A 5,856-nucleotide genomic window follows, 5' to 3' on the forward strand; every position below is an offset into this window, starting at 1 on the left:
GTCACGGCGACGCTGGGACGACGAGTCCTTCCACAACACCTGCCGCGGCGTATGGATCCCTGCTTTCGCAGGGACGACACCGAACAAGCCGTTTGACAGTTGAATCCGAAAACCAATGTGGCTCATAACCGCCGCAACGCGACGAACCCGCGTCCGCTGCTATCCAGCCGGCGTCAGGATCGCCTCTCGCGCCGCGCGCCAGCTCGCCTCGTCGGGTGCGCACAGCAAGCCGCCGGTCAGATTGACCGGCCGGTAGGGTGATCCGTCGAAATGCGCGCTGTAGCCGCCGGCCTCGCGATGCAACAGCCAGCCCGCGGCATGATCCCACGGCATCAGCTTGTTGTAGAACAAGAGGTGGCAATGTCCGGACGCCGCCATGCGATACTCATGCGCGGCGCATCTGAGCCAGGCGCTGCCGCCGAGCCTCGAAAGATTGCCGGCGACAATCGTGCGCAGCGGCTCGGGCAGGAAGTTGACGCCGACGATCGCATCCATCTGCTTGACCGACACGGCGGGAGCCACCTTCAGGTCATGCCGCCCGCCGTCCGGCATCGCAAGCCACGCGCCCTCGCCGCGCAGCGCAAATGCAGTGTCGTTGCTGACCGGATCATGGATCGCACCGAATACGATCTCGCCGCGCATGGTGGCGGCCACCATGGTGCCGAACAGCGGCAGGCTCGAGGTGAAGTTCCGCGTGCCGTCGATCGGATCGATGATGAAGGCAAGCTCCGCGGTTCCGAGCTGATCGAGCGCGGCCGGATCACGCGCGGCGCCCTCCTCGCCGATCACAACTGCATTCGGAAACGCCCGCAGCAGCGCCGCCGATATCGCCTGCTCGGCAAGCTCATCGGCTTCGGTGACGACGTCGAATGCCGATGTCTTGGTGCGGACCTCGATCTCCCGCACGCGGCGGAACCGCGGCATGATCTCGCTGCGGGCGACTTCGGCAAGGATGGCTCCGATGTTCAGCGCGTCGGCATGGGACAGTTTCACGCGGCATTCTCCTGCGTTGCTCCGGCACCCTATCGTGGAATTGTGACTGCGTGGCGGTCAGCGGCGCTGGTTGTAGACGTCGATGCAGACGGCGCCAAGCAGCACGAGGCCCTTGATCACCTGCTGATAATCGATGCCGATACCGAGGATCGACATGCCGTTGTTCATGACGCCCATGATCATGGCACCGACCACCGCGCCGCCGACCCGGCCAACGCCGCCATAGGCCGACGCACCGCCAATGAAGCAGGCGGCGATCACATCGAGCTCGAAGCCGAGGCCGGCCTTCGGCGTCGCGGTGTTGAGCCGGGCTGCGAACACCAGCCCTGCAAGCGCGGCCAGCACGCCCATGTTGACGAAGGTGAAGAAGGTAAGCCGTTCGGTCTTGACGCCCGACAGTTTCGCCGCCTTGGCATTGCCGCCCACCGCGTAGATCTGCCGCCCGATCACCGTCCGCCGCGTGACGAAGCCATAGAGCGCGATCAAGACGGTCATGATGACGAGCACATTGGGCAGGCCGCGATGCGAAGCGATCAGATAGGTGAAGTAGAGCACCGCGCCCGCCAGCGCGATGCTCTTGACGACGAAAAACGCGTAGGGCTCGACGGCGATGCCGTGCGCCTGCTCGCGCGCCCGGCTCCTGGCGGTCGCCAGCACCAGGACAAACGCCAGGACGATACCGATCGCGAGCGACGTCGGATAGAGCGTGCCGGCGCTCGGGAACAGCTCGGGGATGAAGCCCGACGACAGCTTCTGGAAGGTCGGCGGGAACGGCCCGACCGACTGGCCCTGCAGGACCGCAAGCGCGAGGCCCTTGAACACCAGCATGCCCGCCAGCGTCACGATGAAGGACGGAATGCCGAAATAGGCCACCCAATAGCCCTGCGCCGCACCGATCGCGGCGCCGACCAGGAGGCAGGCGACGAAGGCAATCGGGTAGCTGACATGGTAGCGCACCATCAGCACCGCCGCGACCGCGCCGACGAAGCCCGCGACCGAGCCGACCGAAAGATCGATATGCCCGGTGACGATCACCAGCAGCATGCCGAGCGCCATGATGACGATGTAACTGTTCTGCAGCACGAGATTGGTGAGGTTGAGCGGCTGCAACAGCGTGCCGTCGGTCACGATCTCGAAGAACAGCATGATCGCGAGCAGCGACAGCAGCATGCCGTAGTTGCGCAGATTGTTCTTGATGAAGCCGGAATGCCCGGGGACCTCAGGAAGTGATACCGTCTTGTCGGTCATGGTGCCCCTCCTCCGGCGCGTGCCGCCCTCTCGTCGGCGCCGCGTCCGGACATTCTGACATTGCGCATGATGGCGCGCATGATCTTCTCCTGCGTCGCATCGTGCGCAGCGAACTCGCCGACGAAGGCGCCGTCATTCATCACGCAGATCCGGTCGCAGATGCCGAGCAGTTCGGGCATCTCCGAGGAGATCACCACGACGCCCCTGCCGGCCTCGGCCAGCTCGTTGATGATGGAGTAGATCTCGTATTTCGCGCCGACGTCGATCCCGCGTGTCGGCTCGTCCAGCAGCAGCACCCTCGGATCGGTCATCAGCCATTTCGACAGCACGACCTTCTGCTGGTTGCCGCCCGAGAGGTCGCCGGTCGCCTGATAGACGTCGGAGCAGCGGATCCGCATCCGGGTGCGGTAGTCGCTCGCGGCTTTCAGCTCGGCGACGTCGTCGATCACGCCGCGCTCCGACACCTGGCGCAGGCTCGCCACCGTCACGTTCTTGCGGACGTCGGCGGCAAGGATCAGCCCGAGCTGCTTGCGGTCTTCGGTGACATAGGCAATGCCGGCATCGATCGCGGCCGGCACGCTGGACAGATCGGCCTCGCGTCCATCGAGGCGGACCTTGCCGGAGACGTTGGTGCCCCAGGCGCAGCCGAACAGGCTCATGGCGAACTCGGTGCGGCCGGCGCCCATCAGGCCGGCGATGCCGACCACCTCGCCGCGCCGCAGCGTAAAGTCGACATTCTTGATCACCTGCCGCTCGGTATGCAGCGGGTGATACACCGACCAGTTCTCCACCGTCATCACGGGTTCGCCGATCTCCGCCTTTCGCTCGGGAAAACGATGCGCCAGATCGCGGTCGACCATGCTGCGGATGATGCGGTCCTCCTCGATCCGCTCGGTGCGGCAGTCGATGCTGTCGACGGTGCGGCCGTCGCGCAGCACCGTGATGCGGTCGGCGACGCGTGCAACCTCGTTCAGCTTGTGCGAGATCAGGATCGAGGCGATGCCCTGCTCGCGGAAGGCCAGGAGACGCTCGAGCAAGGCGGCGCTGTCGGCTTCGTTGAGACTTGCGGTCGGCTCGTCGAGGATCAGGAGACGCACCCGCTTGGACAACGCCTTGGCGATCTCCACGAGCTGCTGCTTGCCGACGCCGAGGTCGGTGATCAACGTATCCGGCGGCTCCCGCAAGCCGACCTGCGCCAACAGCTCGGCGGTCCGCCGATGCACCGCGTTGCGGTCGATGACGCCGAACCGCGACGGTGGATGCGACAGAAAGATGTTCTCGGCAATCGACATCAGCGGGATCAGCGCCAGCTCCTGATGGATGATGATGATCCCGAGCGCCTCGCTGTCGTTGATGTCGCGGAAGCGCCGCTCCTCGCCGTCGAACACGATCGACCCATCGTAGCTGCCGGCCGGATAGACCCCACTCAGCACCTTCATCAAGGTCGACTTGCCGGCGCCGTTTTCGCCGACCAGCGCATGGATCTGCCCGGCCTCGACAGTGAAGCTGACGTCGCGCAACGCCTGCACGCCGGCAAAGCTCTTGCTGACGCCGCGCATCTCAAGCATTGCCGTCATCGGATCAGGTCCCGCAACGTCGATCGTCCCCGGCGCGGTCCGCCGCCGCTTGCCGGCGATCCGCCCTAGAGCCTATTCCGTTCCGATTAAATCGGAACGGGGCTCCATATTCTAGTTTGATGCGTTTTCCTCAGCCGGTACCCACCCCGCTCGAAAAACGCTCTAGTCGAATTGCGAGCGCTTGTAATAGCCGCTGTCAATCAGGACTTTCTCCCAATTGGTCTTATCCACCACGACCGGCTTGAGGAGATAGGACGGAACCACCTTGACCCCGTTGTTGTAGGTCTTGGTGTCGTTGACGCTGACCTCCTTCTTGCTCAGCACGGCGTCGACCATGTCGGCCGTGACCTTGGCGAGGTCGCGGGTGTCCTTGAAGATGGTCGAATATTGCTCGCCGCGCAGCATCGCCTTGATCGAGGGGACTTCGGCATCCTGTCCGCTAATATACGGCATCGGCTGGTCCTTGCTGCCATAGCCAACGCTCTTCAGCGAGGAGATGATGCCGATCGACAGGCCGTCATAGGGCGACAGCACCGCGTCGACGCGCTTCTTGCCGTAGAACGCGCTGAGCAGGTTGTCCATCCGCGCCTGCGCGGTTGCTCCGTCCCAGCGCAGCGTCGCGACCTTGTTCATGCCCGTCTGGCCGCTGCCGACCACGAGCTTGCCGCTGTCGATATAGGGCTTCAACACCGACATCGCGCCGTCGTAGAAGAAATACGCGTTGTTGTCGTCGGGCGAGCCGCCGAACAGCTCGATGTTGAAGGGCCCCTTGCCCTCCTTGAGCCCGAGCGCGTTCTCGATCGACTGGGCCTGCAGCACGCCGACCTGGAAATTGTCGAAGGTCGCGTAGTAGTCGACATTGGGGGTGTCGCGGATCAGGCGGTCATAGGCGATCACCGTGATGCCCTGGGCCTTGGCCTGCTTCAGGACATCGGACAAGGTGGTGCCGTCGATGGCGGCGATGACCAGCACCTTGGCGCCCTTGGTCACCATGTTCTCGACCTGGGAGAGTTGGTTCGGAATGTCGTCTTCGGCATATTGCAGATCGGTGCCGTAGCCGCGCTCCTTCAGCACCTTGACCATGTTGTTGCCGTCGTCGATCCAGCGCGCCGAGGATTTGGTCGGCATCGCGATGCCGATGGTCGGCTTGCTCTGGGCGAGCGCGTCGCGATCGGACACCGTCGCGGCAAGACCGGCCAGCGCAAGCGCGAACAAGGTGGTCTTCAATTTGAACATGCTTCACTCCCTTGCTTTTTTGAGTTGGGATTCCAGTTGCCGTGGACAGCGTCAATCGACGGCTATCGTTCGTGGGCCGGCCGCGGATTCTACGGCGGCGTCGGATCGGCGCCGAGACCGTCACGAACCGAAATTGCGGAATGTCGATCGAACCCGTCAACAGCGCCAATGCTCACTCCGCATGGTCGGCCATGTCGATCCCGCAATGCCGGGTTCAGCCGGGCGTCATGTCGTGGGGCGAACGAGGCGCAGGAATGACGTGGAGGATCATGAGGCGCCGGTCTCCCGGAATCGTTGGCGAGCGCCAGCGTCCGACAGGACGTCTGGCGGTGCGCCGTCGTTTTCTGCACCCTTTGGTTGATGTTGCCCCTACCATACGGACGCAGGCACCGACTGGCCATTTATTTAATTATCCGAAGAAATTTCTCGGAGACGTGGAGGGTCGCGGGAGTACCACCCGGAATCACTGGCAAATCCCATAGCCCCCAGGGTGGCGCGGCACTGCTCCTGGCAACCTTTGGCGGGATTGTGCCTTCACCCTGCCATGGATGCAAGCACCATTTATTTCAGCACCAGAATAAATTGGTCGGAGCTGCCCGGCCGGCGCGCAGCGACCTTCAGGCGTCGATGTCGGAGAGATCGTCAACAACCAGCAGAGCCTCGGCAAAATCGTCGTCGCTGAAATAGGCGCTGCGGGTGATGACGACGGGGATGCCGGCGCGCGCTGCGGCGGCGAGGCCGTTGCCGGAATCCTCGATTGCGACGCAATCTCCCGGCCCGAGTCCGAGCCGGATCAGGACCT

Annotated in this window: 4 protein-coding genes and 1 pseudogene; all 5 read right to left on the bottom strand. The window is 63.9% G+C overall.

Annotation, left to right across the window (positions count from 1 at the left end; genetic code table 11):
• Positions 1–159 precede the first annotated feature (159 nt).
• Positions 160–993: an inositol monophosphatase family protein gene (locus AKL29_RS32405; RefSeq protein WP_050386980.1), complete on the bottom strand. Its 834-nt coding sequence runs from the start codon at positions 991–993 to the stop codon at positions 160–162.
• A 57-nt stretch (positions 994–1,050) separates the two neighbouring features.
• Complete coding sequence (gene mmsB, locus AKL29_RS32410) at positions 1,051–2,241, bottom strand: multiple monosaccharide ABC transporter permease (RefSeq protein WP_050386981.1); 1,191 nt, start codon at positions 2,239–2,241, stop codon at positions 1,051–1,053.
• On the bottom strand, positions 2,238–3,818 hold the full coding sequence (mmsA, locus tag AKL29_RS32415) for a multiple monosaccharide ABC transporter ATP-binding protein (protein WP_050386982.1): 1,581 nt from the start codon (positions 3,816–3,818) through the stop codon (positions 2,238–2,240). The genes mmsB and mmsA overlap by 4 nt, the downstream gene beginning before the upstream one ends.
• Positions 3,819–3,980: 162 nt before the next feature.
• Positions 3,981–5,054: a multiple monosaccharide ABC transporter substrate-binding protein gene (gene chvE, locus AKL29_RS32420; RefSeq protein ID WP_050386983.1), complete on the bottom strand. Its 1,074-nt coding sequence runs from the start codon at positions 5,052–5,054 to the stop codon at positions 3,981–3,983.
• Positions 5,055–5,671: 617 nt separating this feature from the next.
• A pseudogene (locus tag AKL29_RS45925) lies at positions 5,672–5,856 on the bottom strand (HAD family hydrolase); the annotation flags it as partial.

The organism is Bradyrhizobium pachyrhizi (assembly GCF_001189245.1).
Taxonomy (GTDB): domain Bacteria; phylum Pseudomonadota; class Alphaproteobacteria; order Rhizobiales; family Xanthobacteraceae; genus Bradyrhizobium; species Bradyrhizobium pachyrhizi.